Here is a 17100-nt window from a genome sequence, read left to right on the forward strand (position 1 = left end):
GGAGTTTTCTGAGTGGCCGGTACGCCCCGCCTGAGTGTTGTCGTTCCCTTTCAGGACGTCGAGATCTATCTCGAGGAGTGCCTGGAGTCGATAGCCCGGCAGACGTTCCCCGACCTCGAGGTCGTCATGGTCGACGACGGCTCGACCGACTCCTCGACCGCGATAGCCGCCGACTTCGCCCGCCGGGACCCCAGGTTCAGGCTGCTGCGCCAGGAGTCGATGGGGCCGGGGCACGCCCGCAACGTCGGCATTCGCGCCGCCCATCCCGAGGCGGAATTCCTGGCGTTCGTCGACGGCGATGACGTCATACCCGAGTACGCCTACGAGCTGCTCGTCCGCACCCTCGACGCGTCGGGCTCCGACTTCGTTTCGGGCAACGTGCAGATGATGAACTCCACCAAGAAGTGGCAGTCGCCGCTGCACAAGGCGCCCATGCAGCGCAGCAAGCGCGGCACGCACATCACCAAGGTGCCGGAGCTCATCTACGACCGGACCGTCTGGAACAAGCTGTTCCGGCGCTCCTTCTGGGACTACCACTACATCGCCTTCCCCGAGGGGGTCATGTACGAGGACTCCTGGGTCAACATGTTCGCCCATTTCCGCGCCACCAAAGTGGACATCCTCACGGATATCGTCTATTTCTGGCGCCGGCGTGAGGGAGGTGCCGCGCCCTCCATCACGCAGCGGCACACCGAATTCAGCAATCTCCAGGACCGGGTCGCCGCCGTGCAGTCGGTCAGCCGCTTCCTCGCCGGACACCGCGCCCGCTCCTACAGCGAGCACAAGCGGAAGTACGACCTCGCCTGTCTGAAGTCGGACCTGATGCTGCATCTGAAGGTGCTGCCGGACGCCGACGAGGAATACCGCGACGCCTTCATGCACTGGGCGAACGAATTCCTGGACGAGGCCGACGAGGACATCATCGGCGAACTTCCCGCCGACGCCCGCGTCAAATGGCTGCTGGTGCGGGAAGGCCGGCTGAAGGAACTGCTCGACGTCGTCGAGTTCGAGCGCAAGGGCGGTCCGCTGCCCGTCCAGCGGCGCCTGCACCGGTACCTCAACTACCCCTACCTCGGCGACCGTTCGATCGGCCTCGACAAGAGCGCCTACCGGCTCGACAAGGAACTGTCGCTGCACGGCTCGCTGACCGGCGCGCGCTGGGACGACTCCGGGCACCTGGCCCTCGAAGGGTCCGCCTACGTCCGCTTCATCAACGTGCACAAGCGGCACATGTCGATGAAGGCGATCGCGCTGCGCAACAAGAAGCAGGGCCGCGTCGTCGTCGCGAAGGCGAAGACCACGTACTACCCCACGGCCACCGAGCACTCCAACCAGAACCGCTACTGCTACGACTGGTCCGGATTCCAGGTCAGCTTCGACGCCACCCGCCTCAAGCGCAAGGGCAAGTGGGTCGAGGGGACATGGGACGTGGCCGCCGGCGTGCTGAGCCGCGGGCTGTTCCGCTACAAGGGCATCGCGCGGGGCGGCGCGGGCACCGCCGCCAACCCGCCCTACCAGTACGTCGAGAAGAACACCCGCGTCGTACCGCTCTTCCTCCAGGGCAAGCTCAAGCTCCGTGTGGAGATCGTCCGTTGCCGGATCACCCGGCACCGGATCGTCGGCGACAGCATCGAACTCGGCGGCGTCTACCTCGGGCCCAAACTGCCCGACTGGGGCAAGTTCCGGGTGACCAGCATGGGCGGCGCCGGCCGCCACGACGCCTGGGTCCACTTCAAGCCGGGCGGCGAGGGCTGGTACACCTTCGCGACCCGCATCCCCGTCAAGGCGCTCGTCCCCGGCCACCGCACGAACTCCGGCGACGGGGTCCCGCAGACCTGGAACACCGGAGCCAACGGCTGGAAGACCACCCTCCACGTCGAGGGCCGCAAGGCGGCCATCTACCCGGTGATGGCGGAGGAGACCACCGATGGCCACTACCGCCTGCCCGCCGGACTCCAGACGCCGAACGAGGACCGCGAGGTCGTCGTGCACCGCAACGGCTCCGGCTACGTGGTGCTGTTCGAGCGGGACACCCTGCCGCTCGCCAAGTCCGTCACCTGGCGCCAGGACGGCTCCGCGGAGATCGTCGTCGGCTACGCGGCCGAGGACATGCTCAGCGCGTCCGAGTACGCCGCGGCGCACATCGTGGTCCGCTCCCGCGCCCACGGCGCCGAGCGCGTCGTGCCCATCACCTGGCAGGGCCAGGAGTTCCACTTCGTCCTCACCCCCGCCGCCATGCGCACCCTGGCCGGCGAGATCCCGCTGGCCTCCGGCCGCTGGGACTTCTTCCTGCGCCGCCAGGACCCCTCCGCGGTCACCCCGGAGAACCGTTCCGGCGACCTCATGGTCAAGATGGCGCAGGAACTGATCCCCACGTTCCCGAGCGAGATGACCGCCGACGACCGGCGCTACGAGATGCAGGCGGAGGCGTACGACCGGCTCTCCCTCCTCGTCCACTCGGCGATGCCCGACGAGGCGCGCGGCCCCTACCGCCAGAAGCTGCTGCGCACCAAGGCCTACCCCGACGCCCGGCGCAAGCCGCTGAAGCAGGCGGTCCTGTTCGACGCCTTCAAGGGCACCCAGTACTCCGACAGCCCGCGCGCCCTGCACGAGGAGATGGTCCGCCGGGGCACCGGCCTCGAGCACCTGTGGGTCGTGCGCGACGACCAGGTCGCCGTCCCCCCGACCGCCCGCCCCGTCCGCATGTGGTCCCCCGACTGGTACGAGGCCATGGCCCGGTCCCGGTACGTCGTGGCCAACAACCACCTGCCCGACTGGTTCGAGAAGCGCGACGGGCAGGTCGTCGTACAGACCTGGCACGGCACGCCGCTCAAGAAGATCGGGCACGACATCGAAGCCGTGCACTTCGCGGACAAGCGGTACCTGGAGCGCGTGGAGAAGGAGGTGCAGAACTGGGACATGCTGGTGTCCCCCAACAGCTTCAGCACCCCCATCCTCAAGCGCGCCTTCCAGTTCCCCGGCGAGATGGTCGAGAGCGGCTACCCCCGCAACGACGTCCTGCGCCGTGCGGACTCGGGACAGCGGGCGGCGGAAGTGCGCCGCCGCATCGGCCTGCCGCCCGGCAAGCGGGTCGTCATGTACGCACCGACCTGGCGCGACGACCAGTTCTACGCGCCCGGCAAGTACAAGCTCGACTTCCGCATCGACCTGGAAGACGCCCGGGCGCAGCTGGGCCACGACCACGTCCTGCTGGTGCGCCGCCACCCCAACGTGGTGGACCCGGTGCCCGGCGCCGGCGACGGGTTCGTCTTCGACGTGTCCGACTACCCGGACATGGCGGACCTCTCCCTCATCGCCGACGTGATGATCACGGACTACTCCTCCCTGATGTTCGACTTCGTCAACACCGGGCGGCCGATCCTCTTCTTCACGTACGACCTCGACCACTACCGGGACACGCTGCGCGGGTTCTACTTCGACTTCGAGCAGTCCGCACCCGGTCCGCTGCTGTACAGCTCCCCGGAACTGGTCGGGGCGATCCGCAACATCGACCGGATCCAGCAGGGCTACGCGGCCCGCTACCGCTGGTTCCAGCAGGAGTTCTGCGACCTCGACGACGGCTATGCGGCGGCCCGGCTGGCCGACCGCATCCTGATCGCCGGCGGGGACCTCGACCCCGCCCTGGCCCAGGCGCCGGCCGTCGGATCGGCCCCCGCCCGCATCCCCGGCCAGCCGGGCCCCTGGAACGCGGGCACCCTCGGCCAGATGCCGCGGCAGGTGAGAAGGATGGATTCGGAGCATGTCTAAGGCAGCCCAGAACACGCGCCGCATCGTCACGGGCGTGGACGCTTCCGGGCCGGTTCCCGTCGAGTACCGGTTCTCCCACGCCAGGAACGGCAACCGGCACCTGGTCGTCGTCTTCGCGAACCACGCGGCGCCCGACGACTACGGGATGGCGGGCGGGGTCCTCGACAAGGTGCGGGCGAACATCCTGTGGATCCGCGACTCCTTCGACGGGGCGAACGGCTACTACCTGTGCAAGGGGATGGACTTCGGCGTCGAGCAGTCGGTCGCCGGGCTCATCGCGCGCGTGGCGGGCGCGCTGTCGCTGACACCGGACCAGTGCACGATGATCGGCAGCGCCAAGGGCGGCAGCGCGGCCCTCTACTTCGGGCTGAAGTACGGCTACCGCAACATCGTGGCCAGCGTGCCCCAGTTCCTGATCGGGACGCACGTCCGGGAGAGCCTGCCGGAGGTCGCGCGGCCGATGATGGGGGAGGTCACGGAGGAGAAGGTGCGCTTCCTCGACTCGGTCCTCCCCGACCTGGTGCGCGCCCGGCCGAATCCCGCGGCCGGCATCTACCTCCTCTCCTCGCCCCAGAGCGAGGAGTACACGCGCCAGGTGGAGCCCTTCCTCGGACTGTTCCGGGGATACGAGCGCTTCAACTTCGTCTTCAACGACTCCACCCTGGTCGCCGGCTCGTCGCAGGTGGTGCCGCACAACGTCCCCGTCATCATGGGGCTGCTGAACCTCCTCGTCGACGGGATCAGCCCCGTGATCGGCGGCGTCCGCTACGGCTACGAGGAGCCGGAGCGCGACACGTCCGGGATCGAGGCCTACCTGTCGGCGACCTCCCAGGTGCGGGGCGAGGACTTCCCCGCGCCGGTGGTGCTCATGCCGGCGGCGGACCAGCGGCTTCCGGCGCACGCGGTCCGCTTCGTGGGGTCCGCGCCGCGCGCGGTGCGCGTCAGCATCTGGGAGAACGGCACGTTCCAGGGATCCCCGGCCGTCGCCCCCGACGGCAGCTGGAGCTGGCTGCGGGACAAGCCGTGGGGCAAGGGACGCCATGCCGTGCGGCTCTTCGGGGTGGACGCGAACAACTTCCACTCCGGGCGCAGCGAGGTGGTCTTCACGGTCGTGGACCCGGTGGACACCCCGGATCCCGTGGCCGCGCCGGCCCAGCCCCTGGCGCTGACCGTGACCTCGCCCGGTGCCCATCAGCAGGTACCGGGTCCCGTCCCCCGGTTCGCGGGCTTCGCCCCCGGCGCGGTCCGGGTGGAGTTCCAGGAGGCCGGGATGAGCCTGGGAGCCTGCCCCGTGGCGGCCGACGGCACCTGGACCTGGGAGTCGAACTGGGCCTGGAACGAGGGGCCGCACTTCGTGGAGGCCGTCGCGGTGGGCGCCGGGGGCAACGCCTCCGCCTGGATCTCCGTCCCCTTCGCGGTGGGCGGCTCCTACACCGTGCCCGGGCCCGGCGGCTACTCCGGCGCGAGGCACTGACCCGCCCCGCGGGTCCCTGCCGGGCCGGTGACAAGAATGGATTCCGAGCATGTCTAACACAGCGAAGAACGAGCGCCGCGTCATCACGGGCGTGGACCCCTCCGGGCCGGTTCCCGTCGAGTACCGGTTCTCCCACGCCAAGAACGGCAGCCGCCACCTGGTGGTGGTGTTCGCCAACCTCAACGCGCCCGGTGAGTACGGGATGGGGGGCGGGATCCTCGACAACGTCCGGTCGAACATCCTGTGGATCCGCGACTCCTTCGACGGGGCGAACAGCTACTACCTGTGCAAGGGGATGGATTTCGGCATCGAGCAGTCGGTCGCCGGACTCATCGCGCGCGTGATGCACGCGCTGTCGCTGACACCGGAGCAGTGCACGATGTTCGGCAGCTCCAAGGGCGGCAGCGCGGCACTCCACTTCGGGCTGAAGTACGGCTACCGCAACATCATCGCCAGCGCCCCGCAGTTCCGGATCGGCACGTTCACGGTCAGTGCCATGGCGGACGCGGCCCGCGCGATGATGGGGGAGGTGACGGACGACAAGGTGCGCTTCCTCGACTCGGTCCTTCCCGAGGTGGTGCGCGGCAGCGCCAACCGCTCCGCCAACATCTACCTGGTCTCCTCGCCCCAGGACCGGCAGTACCCGATCCACATCGAGCCGTTCCTCGGCCTCTTCCAGGGCTACGAGAACTTCAACTTCATCTTCAACGACTCGCCCCTGATCTCCGGCCACGACAAGGTGACGACGCGGAACATCCCGTCCCTGGTGGGACTGTTGAACCTCGTCTCGCACGGGATCGTTCCGCGGTTCGGCGCCGTCCGCAACGGCCACGAGGAGCCCAAGCGCGACACGGCGGCGATCGACGCCTACCTGTCGGCGACCTCCCAGGTGCGGGGGGACGACTTCCCCGCGCCGTCGGTGCTCACCCCCGCGGCGGAGGAGCGGCTGCCGGCCCGGGCCGTCCGGTTCGCGGGCACCGCCCCGGGCGCGGTGCGCGTCAGCATCTGGGAGGACGGCAAGTTCCAGGGCTCCCCGCCGGTCGCCCCCGACGGAAGCTGGAGCTGGGAGCGGGAGAAGCCCTGGGCCAAGGGGCGGCACGTGGTGCGCCTCTTCGGGGTGGACGCGAGCAACTTCCACTCCGGGCGCACCGAAGTGGTGTTCACCGCCACCGACGAGCCCTTCGCGCCGTCGCAGCCCACCGCCCCGGCCGGCCCGGGCGCGCAGGCGCAGGGGCGGCCGCCCGTCCTGACCGTGACCTCTCCGGTGGCCGGCCAGCAGGTCCAGGGCCCGGCGGTGCGCTTCACGGGCCTCGCCCCGGGGGCGGTGCGGGTGGACTTCCAGGAGCGCGGCGCGGTCCTGGGGACGTGCGAGGTGACGGCCGACGGCGCCTGGGCCTGGGATCCGGGCTGGGCCTGGATCGAGGGCGACCACGTGGTCGAGGCCGTGGCCGTGGACGCGGCGGGTAACGCCTCCGCCTGGGCCTCCGTCCCCTTCGTGCTGATGAACGCCTACATCGTGCCGACGCAGGGCGGTTACACCGCTACGAGGTACTGACCTCGGGGGCGGGACGGCTCACCCGTATCACCAGGGCCCGGTGGTCGGAGGCCTTGGTGTCCACGACCTGGCATCCGGTGCGCGGCAGCGCCGTGAACAGGTAGTCGATCTTCGCCCCGTCCTCGTGGGTGCGGCGGCCCGCCCGGGACCCGCCCTTCTGGTCGCATTCCTGGTACGTGGTGTAGGCCTCCGCCGGCCAGATCGCGGTGGTGGAGCTCCCGCCGACCGGCGGCGGCGAGTTGAAGTCACCGCCCACGATCGTCCGGTCGGAGTCGTGCTCGGACGCGGCCCCGAACAGCGCGCGGAGCTGGTCCGCCCGGAAGTCCCGGTCGGGGTGGGCCGTGTCGGCGCCGCGCAGTGCGACGTGCCCGTTGCACACCCGGACCCCCTGGGCCGGAACCTGGGCGCAGAGGAACCGCCGGTGCAGGCCTGCGGTCGGCTGCTGGGTCGGCACGGCCCGCACCTCGGTGAGCGGGGACGCCGCGAGCAGACCGGAACCGGCCTGCCCCCGGCCCGCTCCCGTGCAGCTGACGGGCTCACTGCGCCCCGCCTCGTCCACGCTGACGTAGGGGTCGAACTCGCTGTGCCAGTCCTTGCCCAGGCGCCGGGCGGCCGACAGCAGGTCCTCGGAGCAGACCTCCTGGAGCAGCATGACGCGCACCCCGCGCCATTCGGCGAGGGCGCGCAGCTGCGTGAACTTGTCGTCCGGGCCGCCCTTGTCCTCGCAGCCCCACTGCTCCACGCCGCACATGTTCCAGGTGGCCACGGACACCGTGTCGTGCGTGGCCTCGGGAGTGAGCGCCGAAGGCGTCGTGGTGCCGGGCGAGGACGTGCAGGCCGCGGTGGTCAACAGACCGAGGACCGCCGCCGCGCGGCCGAAGCGGCGCGAGCGGCGGCGGACCCCGGTCCCGGTGTGTCTGTGCATCCCGCCATCATTGAGTACGGGCCGGTCAGGCCGTGCATCGGGGTGGACCGGAACCGCGCCGTCCAGGGCCGGGCCGCGCTCGCCCGGGGCCCGGCCGCCGGGAGGGGGCACCCCATAGAGTGGGGGCGTGGTGACGGACGAGGGGGCGGGCATGAGCGGTGACCGGGTGCTGTACGGGTGCATGGGGCTGGGCGGGAGCTGGGAGCCCGGTCCGTACGGGCCGGCGGACATCGATGCCGCCGAAGCGGCGATCGAGGCCGCCCTCGACAGCGGGATCACCGCCTTCGACCACGCCGACATCTACCGCGGCGGCAAGTCCGAGGCCGTCTTCGGGGAGGTGCTCGCGCGGACACCGGGGCTGCGCGAGCGCATCACCCTCCAGACCAAGTGCGGGATCCGGCCGGGCGGCAAGGACCGGCCGGGCCTGTACGACCTGCGCGGCCCGGCCATCGTCGGGCGGGTGGAGGAGAGCCTGGCACGGCTGCGGACCGATGTGCTCGACGTCCTCCTCCTGCACCGCCCCGACCCCCTGGCGGACCCCGACGAGATCGCCTCGGCGCTGATGTCCCTGCACCGGCAGGGCCTCGTACGGCACTTCGGGGTGTCCAACATGGGGGCCGCGCAGATCGCCTCGCTCCAGGCCCGGCTCGACGTGCCGCTGGTGGCGAACCAGCTCGAGATGAGCCTGCACAGCCGGGACTGGGTCGAGGCCGGCGTACTGCTCAACACCCCGGACTCCGCCCGCAACGGGTTCCCCTTCGGGACGCTGGAGCACTGCCGCGACCACGGGATCCGGCTCCAGGCCTGGGGAGCGCTGGCCCAGGGCCGGTTCACCGGCCGCCAGCAGACGGACGCCGAACGGGCCACCGCCGACCTCCTGGCCGAACTCGCCCGGCGCAAGGGCACGACTCCGGAGTCGGTGCTGCTGTGGTGGGTGCGCCGGCACCCGGCCGGGATCGCCCCGGTCATCGGCACCGCCCGGCCCGAGCGGATCCGCGCCTGCCGGGACGCGGCGGTCCGCGAGCCCGACCTCACGCACGAGGAGTGGTACGAGCTGTGGGTCACGGCCAGGGGCGTCCCGCTGCCCTGAGCCGGCGGATCCGGGCCCCCGCGCGCGGCCGCGACCCGGCCGCGCCAGGATGGGAGGAGAGCCCGCCCGACGCGGGGCCGTGGCCAGGGAGACCGCCATGAGCACACACAAGGCCGGACCCGACAGCACCGTTCTCGCCGATTGCCTGGAGGTGCCGGGGCTCGGCTTCCTCCCGGTCAACGTCTTCGTACTGCACTGCGCCCAGCCGGTCGTCGTCGACACCGGCGTCAGCCTGCCCGACCGGGACCTGCTCGACGCGCTGGGCTCCGTGATCGATCCCGCCGACGTGCGGTGGATCTGGCTGACCCACCCCGACCGCGACCACACGGGCGGCCTCTTCCGGCTGCTCGAAGCCGCACCCGCGGCGCGGGTGGTGACCACGTTCCTGGGAGCCGGGATCATGTCCACCGAGCGCCCGCTGCCGATGGACCGCGTGTACTTCCTCAACCCGGGCGAGAGCCTGGACGTGGGCGACCGCACGCTCCACGCCTTCCGGCCGCCGCTGTTCGACAATCCGGCCACCGTCGGCTTCTACGACGACCGCTCCCGCACCTGCTTCAGCTCCGACTGCTTCGGCGGCCCCATGCCCACCGCCGAGGTGGCCACGGGCAGCGACGTCGGGGCCGTGCACGCCGAGGACCTCAAGGCCGCCCAGCTGCTGTGGGCGAGCGTGGACAGCCCCTGGGCCCAGGTGGCGGACCGGGACCGGTTCCTCGCCACGGTCGAGCCGCTGCGTGCCATGGCCCCGGAGACCATCCTGTGCACGCACCTGCCACCGGCCTTCGGCCTGGCCCCCCGGTTCCTCGAGACCATCGCGGCGGCGCCGGGGCTCAGCCCCTTCGTGGGGCCGGACCAGGCCGCGCTGGAGCGGATGCTCGCGGGGTTCGAGCCCGGAGGCCCGGCCTAGAGGCTTTTTGATTGCCCGGTACACGGGGTCTCAGGCCTTGGAATTGAAGGGCTCGGGGCGGTTGGGACCCGCTGACCATCTGTTACTGTGCCCGCGCTTGGTGTTCATCCATCCATCCGTCTCCCCTCCGGCGCCGAGCGCCGGAGGGTGTTGCGAGGTGTCGCGTACGTGCACAGCATTCCGTTCTCCCCCGCGGCGGCGCGGTCCGCGCGGGCCCGCATGGGCCTGACCGCGGCCCAGGTCGCCCACTCGATGGGGACCTGCGGGACCCCGGTCCACCCCGACCTGGTCCTGGCCTGGGAGCAGGGCTCCCACGTCCCGTCCGACCGGCAGCTCTTCGCCCTGGCCGACGTGTTGTGGTGCGGGGCCGAGACGCTGATGGGCGCCCCGCCGCGCACCCTCGCCGAACACCGGCTGGCCCGCCGGATCACCGTGGAGCGGCTCGCCTACCGCATAGGCATGGACCCCACCCAGTACCGCACGGCCGAGGCGGAGCGGCGCTGGGACGGGGACGCCTGGCAGACCCGGGCGCTGGTGGAGGCCCTCGGGCTGTCGCTGCGGGGGCTCATCGGGATCATGGGCCGGGTGGACGAGCTGGCGGAGCACCTGCGGTCGGCCGTGGACGGGCGCTGGAAGGCGCACGTGGAACCGGTCGCGGAGATCGTGGTGGTGGACGCGACCAGCGTCGGCGACGCCCTGCGCACCATGCACGCGGAGTTCGCCGAGTTCTCGGAGCGGTACATGGGGCACCTGGTCGCCCGCAACGCGGACGCCAGGCTGAAGGAGATCGCGGCGGAGCGCGCCGCCTACCTGCGTCGACTCGTCGACCACTTCTGGGAGTTGATCGGCGAGGAGGGCGACGCCGCGCCCTTCCCCGCGGGCGGCCGGTGAGGCGGCGCGGGAACGCGGACCGGGAAGCCTCGAGGGCCCCCTCCGGCCCGCGGCCGGCTCAGCGGGCGGCCGTTCCCAGGTGCGGGCCGGCGGCGCCGCCCCGCCTGAAGTCCTCGCCGTAGTCCGGCGCGTGGCCGTCTCCGTGGCCGTCCGCGGGCCAGTCCCCGTGCCCGCCCCCGTGGTCCTCCCAGTCGATCTCCGTCGTGGCGCGGCGCGTGAACACGTTGAAGAGCAGGTTCAGCGTGATCGCCGTCAGGGCGCCCAGCGTGATCCCGCTGTCGAGCACGGCCCGCACGTCGTCCGGCATCCGGTCGAAGAACGGCGCGACCGTCGTCGGCAGCAGGGCGGCGCCCAGACTCACCGCCAGGATCAGCGTGTTGCGCTCCTCGCGCAGATCGGCCTTCCCCAGGATCTGGATGCCGACCGCGGCCACGATGCCGAACATGGAGAGCGCGGCGCCGCCCAGCACCGGATGCGGGACCGAGGCGACCAGGCTGCCCGCCTTCGGCAGCAGCCCCAGCACGATCATGAACACCCCGGCCGCGACGACCACGTACCGGCTCATCACCCTCGACATGCGCACCAGCCCGATGTTCTCGGCGAACGCCACGTACGGGAAGGAGTTGAGGACGCCGCCCAGTACGGTCGCCGCCCCGTCGGCGCGCAGCGCCCGGGCCACGGTGTCCGCGTCGACCCGCTTGCCGGTGATCTCCCCGATGGCGTAGACGTCCCCGGTGGTCTCCACCATGGTGACCAGCATGACGACGAGCATGGCGACGATCGGCAGCAGTTCGAACCGCGGCGTGCCGAAGTGGAACGGGGTGGTGACCCCGAACCAGGCCGTCTGCTCCACCGCGGCGAAGTCGGCGTCCCCGAACAGCCAGGCCGCGGCGGTGCCGGCGACCAGCCCGAACAGGACGGCGAGGCTGCTGAGGAAGGGCTTCCCGGTCCGGACCACGGCCAGGATGAAGAGCAGGGTGCCCAGCGCGTACGCGAGGTTCTTCGGGTCCCCGTAGGCGGGAGTGCCGACGAGGTGCGCGCCGCCCGCGGCGTCCTGGAGGGCCACGGGTATCAGGGTGATGCCGATGATGGTGAGGATCGTGCCGATGACGACCGGCGGGAAGTACTTCACCAGCTTGCCGAAGAGCGGTGCGAAGGCGAACGTGGCGATGCCCGCCGTGATGACCGCCCCGTAGACGACGAGCAGGCCGGCGGTGCCGCCGCCGGCGCCCGTACCGATGGCGATCATGGGCGAGACCGCGGTGAAGGTGACGCCCTGGACCAGCGGCAGCCGCGCGCCGACCTTCCAGACGCCGAGGGCCTGGACGATCGAGGCCACGCCGCAGGTCAGCAGGTCCGCGTTGATGAGGTGGACGAGCTCCTCGCGGGAGAGGCCCAGCGCGTTGCCCAGCAGCACCGGGACGATCACGGCCGCCGCGTAGAACGCGAGGACGTGCTGGAATCCGTAGAGGGCGAGCTGGGGGACCGGGAGCAGCTCGTCGACGGGATGGGCCGCTTGCCGGGAGGAATGCCGGGACGACTGGCGGGACGACTGCCGGGGGGACTGGGGGGAGATTCTTGCCATCTCTGCCTTGCCTTCGCGAGGTAGGTGAATGAGAGGGCCGCCGCCATCGGGTCCTGGGTGGCAGGACGAGGGCAGGCCGGCTCGTACCGAGCCGACGCCGGGCGGTGTTGCCGACAGCGCGTCGCACGGACACTGCGCAAATATGCCCTGGATTGGCAGGACGTCCTTCGATCGGCGCAGCGGATCCGTCTGTGATCATTGGATCCGAAGGGGGACTCGACCGGAGGGCGCTCACCATAGCCAACGGCGGTGTTTCCTCGCGAGTAACCTCCGGCCGAGGGCCGCCCGGCGGCGCACGGACCCCGCGCAGCCCCGTCCGCCCGGCGGCTGGTCCCGTCCCCCGCGGCCCTACGGAGCCACGGGCGCGGCGCCCGCCTGCGCGTCGGCCTCCCGGGACGCCCGGCGGCGCACCGCGTCCTCGTCGGTGTCCGCGTCGTACGAGATCAGCTTCGGCAGCAGCGCCGCCAGCACCGCCACCGAGGCCACACAGGCCAGACCGCCGCTCCAGAACGCCGTCCGGGTGCCGGTCCAGCCGGCCATGGTGCCCGCCCGGACCTGGCCGAGCTGCGGGCCGACGCTGTAGGAGAGCACCTCGATCCCGGCGAGCCGGCCCCGCAGCCCCTCGGGGATCGTCTGGTTCCAGATCGTCGCGCGCCCCAGCCCGCTGAGCATGTCGCCGGCGCCCGCCACCGCGAGGCACAGCAGCACCAGCCAGATGTTCGCCAGCCAGCCCGCGGCAGCGATGGCCAGCCCCCACACCCCGGCCCCGCACACCACCAGCAGCCCGTGCCGGCGTACCCGGGAGGTCCAGCCGCTGGTGAGCCCCAGCACCAGGGAGCCCACCGCGCCCGCCGCGTACATCAGGCCCAGGGCCCACTCCGCGTCGAGCTCGTCCGCGAGGAAGGGGAAGATGGCGTTCGGGAACGCGAAGAACATCGCGGCGAGATCGACGGCGTACGTGCCGAGCAGCACCGGGCGGCTCCACGCGTAGCGCGCGCCCTCGGCGATCCCGCGCAGCGAGGGCCGCTCGGCGTCCCCCACGGGCGGTGCGGGCGCGAGCCGCAGGCACAGCAGCACGGAGACCAGGAACCCGGCGACGGTGACCGAGTAGGCCGCGGCGTACCCGGCGTACGCGACGACCAGGCCGGCCAGTGCCGGACCGGCGATCGCACCGAACTGGTAGCGCAGCCCGTTGAGCGCGGCGGCGGCCGTCAGCTGGTCGTGCGGCACGATCCGCGCCATCAGCGAGTCAAGGGCCGGCCGCTGCAGCCCGGTCAGCGCCGATACACCGGCCGCCACCACGTACAGCGGCCACAGCAGCGGGTCCGGCAGCAGCGCGTTCACCAGCAGGACCAGCGCGAGCACCCCGAGCCCGGCCTCGGTGAGCAGGATCAGCCGGCGCCGGTCGACGGCGTCGGCGAGCGCACCCCCGTACAGGCCGCAGACCACGAGCGGAACCAGCTCCACCGCGCCCATCGCGCCGACGGCCAGCGGCGAGTCGGTCAGGTGTTTGATCTGGAGCGGCAGCGCGATCATCGCCATGAACGAGCCGAAGAACGTCACCGTGCCCTGGTAGAAGAGCAGCCGGAAATCGCGGCCGGAACGCCAGGGGGTGAAGTCGGGCAGCACGGCGGCCCAGCGGGAAGTACTCACGAGGGGCCATCGTCCGTGCTCGGCTCCGGTCCGGCAACGGAATTATCCGCCCCGGACGGCCGAATCCGACGCCGCGCGCGTGCCATCGGGGCTCCGCGGTGGCACCCATCGCTCATGCCGCCGGTGTCAGCGTTCCTTCGTACGGCCGCCTCGTACGCCTGGCGTCTGCTGGTCGTGGGCGCCGCCGTCTACGCGGTCTTCGCCGTCCTCGGCCGCTTCCACGAGATCGGCGTGGCGCTCTTCCTCGGCCTCGTCGTCACCGCCCTGCTCGGCGGCCCCACCCGCCGGCTGGCCCGGGTACTGCCCCGGTCCCTTGCGGTCGCCGCCTGCCTGCTGGGCAGCGCGGTGCTGCTGCTCGGCGTGCTGGCGCTGGTGGGCGAGGCGGTGGCGGGGGAGAGCACCACACTGGTGCGGGAGTTCCGCGAGGGCCTGGGGAGCATCGAGCGGTGGCTGGAGCAGCCGCCCTTCCGGCTCAGCCCCGGGGCGCTGTCGGACGTGCAGTCCCGCGTCGGGCAGTACCTGTCGAGCCACCGCTCGACCGTGCTCAGCACGGCGCTCAGCGGGGCCGGCCACCTGGTACAGGTGCTCACCGTGATCGCCCTCGCCGTGTTCTCCTCCGTGTTCTTCCTGCACGGCGGCGAGCGGCAGTGGGCCTGGTTCTGCACACAGCTGCCCGTGTCGGTCCGCGGCCGGGTGGCGGTGGCCGGGCGCGCGGCCTGGCGCACCTTCACCGGCTACACCCACGGGATCGTGCTGGTCGCGGCGACGAACGCGGTCCTGGTCGGGGTCGCCCTGTACTTCCTCGGGGTCCCGCTGGCCGTCCCGCTGGCCCTGCTGGAGTTCTTCGCGGCCTTCATCCCGCTGATCGGCTCCCCGGTCGCGCTCGCGGTCGCCGCGGTGGTCGCCCTGGCCGCGCAGGGGCCGCTGGTCGCGGGCCTGGTGGTCGCGCTGATCGTGGTCATCGGCCAGATCGAGGGGCACCTGCTGCATCCGCTGGTGATGAGCTGGGCGGTGCGGCTGCACCCGCTGGTGGTGGCGATCTCGGTGATCGCGGGCGCCATCGCCGCCGGAGTGGTGGGCGCGGTCGTCGCGGTGCCGCTGGTCTCCGTCGTCTGGTCGGTCCGCACGGCCCTGCGCGATGCCCGCCACGGCTCCGGGATCTCGCCCTGACCCGTGCGGCGCGTCGTGCACAATCGGCGGATGAGCGATGAAGACCCGTACCTCTGGCTGGAAGAGATCACCGGCGAGGCCGCCCTCGGCTGGGTCCGCGAGCGCAACGACGAGACCGTGTCCGCGCTGACCGGTACCCCCGCCTTCAAGGCGCTGGAGAGCGCGATCCGCGAGGTCCTCGACGACGACGGCCGGATCCCCTACGTCGTCCGCCGCGGCGCCCACCTCTACAACTTCTGGCAGGACGCCGACCACGTGCGCGGCCTGTGGCGGCGCACCACGCTGGAGGAGTACGTCAAGGACCGGCCCGTCTGGGAGCCGGTCCTCGACCTGGACGCCCTGGCCGAGGCCGAGGGGGAGAAGTGGGCCTGGGCGGGCAGCAGGGTCCTGGGCCCCGAGCACCAGCACGCCCTCGTGCTGCTGTCGCGGGACGGCGCGGACGCGTGCGTCGTGCGCGAGTTCGACCTGCGGACCCTGGAGTTCACCGAGGGCGGGTTCGAGGTCGAGGAGGGCCGGACCACCATCGGGTGGATCGACCGCGAGGAGGTGTGGATCGGGACCGACTTCGGCCCCGGCTCGATGTCCGGGTCCGGCTACCCGCTCCAGGTACGCCGCTGGCGGCGCGGAACGCCCCTGGCCGCCGCCGAACTCGTCTACGAGGGCCGCCCCTCCGACATCTCGGCCACCGGCTGGCGCGACGACACCCCGGGCTTCGAACGGGACTTCCTCCACCGGCAGATCGACTTCTGGCACCAGGAGCTGTTCCTGCTCCCGGCGGGCGCGGCGGCCGCGGAGCCCGAGAAGATCGAGGTGCCGGACGACGCCGGCGCCTCCGTCCACCGGGAGTGGCTGATCGTCGCCCCGAAGTCCCCGTGGCTCGGCCACGACGCCGGCACGCTGCTGGCCTTCGACCTCGACGCCTTCCGGGCGGGGGAGCGCGAGGCGGCGGTGCTGTTCACCCCGGACGAGCACACCGCGCTCGCCGGCTGGAGCTGGACCCGCAACCACCTGATCCTCACCACCCGCGCCGACGTCTCCTCCCGGATGGAGATCCTGACCCCGGGGCCGGGCCCCGACGGCTGGCGCCGCGCGCCGCTGGCCGGGGTGCCGCCGCTGTCCACGGCCTCGGTCACGTGCACCGACCCGGACGTCGGCGACGAGTACTTCCTGAACGTCTCCGGCTACCTCCAGCCCTCCACCCTCTACCGGGGCACGGCGGGCGAGGGCGCGGGCGCGGGGGAGAGCGTGAAGCGGGGGCCGGCGCTGTTCGACACCGAAGGCCTCGCCGTGCGCCGGCACTTCGCCCTCTCCGCGGACGGCACGAGGGTCCCCTACTTCGTCGTCGGGCCCGAGGACCGGCCCGGCCCCGGGCCCACCCTGATGTACGGGTACGGAGGCTTCGAGATCTCCATGGTCCCGCAGTACAGCGCGGTCACCGGCCGGGCCTGGCTCGCCCGCGGCGGCACGTACGTCGTCGCGGGCATCCGCGGCGGGCACGAGTACGGGCCGGACTGGCACAAGGCGGCCCTCGGGGCGAACCGGGTCAGGGCCTTCGAGGACTTCGCCGCCGTCGCCCGGGACCTCACCGCCCGCGGCATCACCACCCCCGCCCAGCTCGGGATCGAAGGAGGCAGCAACGGCGGCCTCCTGATGGGCGCGATGCTCACCCGCTACCCGGAGCTGTTCGCCGCCGTCGTCTCGCACGTGCCGCTGATGGACATGCTCCGCTTCCACCGGCTGCTCGCGGGCGCCAGCTGGACCGCCGAGTACGGGGACCCGGACGACCCCGCCGACCGGCCCCACCTGGAGGAGATCTCCCCCTACCACCGGATCCGCAGCGGAGGCCCCGCCTACCCGCCCCTGCTGCTGCTCACCTCGACCCGCGACGACCGGGTCCACCCGGGACACGCCCGCAAGATGGCCGCCCGGCTGCGCGAGGCCGGGCACCCCGTCCTGTTCCACGAGCACCTGGGCGGCGGCCACTCCGGGGCCACCGACCACGAGCAGACGGCGTTCAACGAGGCCCTCGTGCACACCTTCCTGTGGGAGCGGCTGACCCCGGGCGCCTGACCGGCACGCCCC

The 17100-nt window shown here is 72.1% G+C and carries 11 protein-coding genes; 8 read left to right on the top strand and 3 right to left on the bottom strand.

Going from position 1 to position 17100, the window contains the following annotated elements; translation table 11 throughout:
- Positions 1–12: 12 nt before the first annotated feature.
- From AB0D66_RS22490 to AB0D66_RS22500, 3 genes are read left to right on the top strand one after another with little or no spacing between them, the layout of a single operon-like run.
- A complete protein-coding gene (locus AB0D66_RS22490) occupies positions 13–3768 on the top strand; it encodes a bifunctional glycosyltransferase family 2 protein/CDP-glycerol:glycerophosphate glycerophosphotransferase (RefSeq protein ID WP_362306218.1) in 3756 nt (1251 codons plus the stop codon).
- Entirely contained in the window at positions 3761–5242 is a 1482-nt protein-coding gene (locus AB0D66_RS22495) for a hypothetical protein (RefSeq protein WP_362306221.1), read from the top strand. Before AB0D66_RS22490 ends, AB0D66_RS22495 begins: the two co-directional genes overlap by 8 nt.
- A 49-nt stretch (positions 5243–5291) precedes the next feature.
- The gene (locus AB0D66_RS22500; protein WP_362306224.1) at positions 5292–6797 is read left to right on the top strand and encodes a hypothetical protein; all 1506 of its coding nucleotides are present in this window, start codon (positions 5292–5294) and stop codon (positions 6795–6797) included.
- Here AB0D66_RS22500 and AB0D66_RS22505 read toward each other — a convergent pair.
- Positions 6784–7722: an endonuclease/exonuclease/phosphatase family protein gene (locus tag AB0D66_RS22505; RefSeq protein ID WP_362306227.1), complete on the bottom strand. Its 939-nt coding sequence runs from the start codon at positions 7720–7722 to the stop codon at positions 6784–6786. The two genes, AB0D66_RS22500 and AB0D66_RS22505, sit on opposite strands and share 14 nt — an antisense overlap.
- A 127-nt stretch (positions 7723–7849) precedes the next feature.
- Between AB0D66_RS22505 and AB0D66_RS22510 the strand changes: the two genes are divergently transcribed.
- The 3 genes from AB0D66_RS22510 to AB0D66_RS22520 all read left to right on the top strand — a co-directional run bounded on the left by AB0D66_RS22510 (position 7850) and on the right by AB0D66_RS22520 (position 10610).
- Positions 7850–8812: an aldo/keto reductase gene (locus tag AB0D66_RS22510; protein ID WP_362306230.1), complete on the top strand. Its 963-nt coding sequence runs from the start codon at positions 7850–7852 to the stop codon at positions 8810–8812.
- Between the two features lie 97 nt (positions 8813–8909).
- Positions 8910–9719, top strand: coding sequence for an MBL fold metallo-hydrolase (locus AB0D66_RS22515; protein WP_362306236.1), 810 nt, complete (start codon positions 8910–8912; stop codon positions 9717–9719).
- A gap of 168 nt (positions 9720–9887) precedes the next feature.
- On the top strand, positions 9888–10610 hold the full coding sequence (locus AB0D66_RS22520; RefSeq protein WP_362306239.1) for a helix-turn-helix transcriptional regulator: 723 nt from the start codon (positions 9888–9890) through the stop codon (positions 10608–10610).
- Between the two features lie 58 nt (positions 10611–10668).
- On the opposite strand, the gene AB0D66_RS22525 is transcribed toward AB0D66_RS22520, so the two are convergent.
- Complete coding sequence (locus AB0D66_RS22525) at positions 10669–12195, bottom strand: nucleobase:cation symporter-2 family protein (RefSeq protein WP_362306242.1); 1527 nt, start codon at positions 12193–12195, stop codon at positions 10669–10671.
- Positions 12196–12543: 348 nt separating this feature from the next.
- Complete coding sequence (locus AB0D66_RS22530; RefSeq protein WP_362306245.1) at positions 12544–13848, bottom strand: MFS transporter; 1305 nt, start codon at positions 13846–13848, stop codon at positions 12544–12546.
- Positions 13849–13962: 114 nt separating this feature from the next.
- Here AB0D66_RS22530 and AB0D66_RS22535 point away from each other — a divergent pair, with 114 nt between their 5' ends.
- Positions 13963–15018, top strand: a complete 1056-nt coding sequence (locus tag AB0D66_RS22535; protein WP_362306248.1) for an AI-2E family transporter — start codon at positions 13963–13965, stop codon at positions 15016–15018.
- A 30-nt stretch (positions 15019–15048) separates the two neighbouring features.
- Entirely contained in the window at positions 15049–17088 is a 2040-nt protein-coding gene (locus tag AB0D66_RS22540; RefSeq protein WP_362306251.1) for a prolyl oligopeptidase family serine peptidase, read from the top strand.
- Positions 17089–17100 lie beyond the last annotated feature (12 nt).

This window comes from Streptomyces sp. NPDC048270 (assembly GCF_040652335.1).
GTDB lineage: Bacteria > Actinomycetota > Actinomycetes > Streptomycetales > Streptomycetaceae > Streptomyces.

Bases quoted from the DNA above. Each gene is read 5' to 3' on its own strand.
- AB0D66_RS22495 (WP_362306221.1), top strand. From the start codon at position 3,761: ATGTCTAAGGCAGCCCAGAACACGCGCCGCATCGTCACGGGCGTGGAC.
- AB0D66_RS22500 (WP_362306224.1), top strand. From the start codon at position 5,292: ATGTCTAACACAGCGAAGAACGAGCGCCGCGTCATCACGGGCGTGGAC.
- AB0D66_RS22505 (WP_362306227.1), bottom strand. From the start codon at position 7,722: ATGCACAGACACACCGGGACCGGGGTCCGCCGCCGCTCGCGCCGCTTC.
- AB0D66_RS22515 (WP_362306236.1), top strand. From the start codon at position 8,910: ATGAGCACACACAAGGCCGGACCCGACAGCACCGTTCTCGCCGATTGC.
- AB0D66_RS22525 (WP_362306242.1), bottom strand. From the start codon at position 12,195: ATGGCAAGAATCTCCCCCCAGTCCCCCCGGCAGTCGTCCCGCCAGTCG.
- AB0D66_RS22535 (WP_362306248.1), top strand. From the start codon at position 13,963: ATGCCGCCGGTGTCAGCGTTCCTTCGTACGGCCGCCTCGTACGCCTGG.
- AB0D66_RS22540 (WP_362306251.1), top strand. From the start codon at position 15,049: ATGAGCGATGAAGACCCGTACCTCTGGCTGGAAGAGATCACCGGCGAG.